Raw genomic sequence first — 530 nt, 5'->3', positions numbered from 1 at the left:
AAGCCCGTGGAGCCGGGGGACGTTGTCGAGTTTCACATGCGCAAGCTCAATAACCGCCGCAACATGTGGTGGTATCGCGGTGAGGCCAAGGTGAACGGCCTGCTGGTCGCCGAGGCCGAGGTTTCCGCCATGCTGGTGCTTGAGTGACCATGGACGCCCGCATTCATCAGCTCGCTGTCGTTGACCCGGCGGCGCGGCTTGGCGACGGCGTCAGCATTGGCGCGTTTTGCACCGTTGGTCCTGATGTGACGCTTGGCGATGGCGTTGAGCTGGTAAGCCATGTCGCCGTCGCGGGCCGCACCACCATCGGCGCCCGCACCAGAATCTACCCGTTCGCGTCGATTGGCCATGCGCCGCAGGATCTCAAATACGCCGGCGAGGCCTCGACGCTGGATATCGGCTCCGACTGCATGATCCGTGAGGGCGTGACCATCAACCCCGGCACGGCGGGTGGGGGGATGGCGACGGTTGTCGGCGACCGTTGCGCCCTGCTGGCGAATTCCCACATCGGCCACGACTGTCATGTCGGC

1 protein-coding gene is annotated in these 530 nt (G+C 65.1%); it reads left to right on the top strand.

Annotation, left to right across the window (positions count from 1 at the left end; translation table 11 throughout):
- Positions 1-149: 149 nt before the first annotated feature.
- Positions 150-530, top strand: a 381-nt coding sequence (locus AC4FS3_RS29415; protein ID WP_491023482.1) for an acyl-ACP--UDP-N-acetylglucosamine O-acyltransferase family protein, incomplete at its 3' end; no start/stop codon positions are given.

Source organism: Pseudogemmobacter sp. TB195 (genome assembly GCF_058313095.1).
The sequence above is the reverse complement of the archived record's forward strand: the minus strand, read 5'-3'. Positions and strand labels throughout refer to the sequence as shown.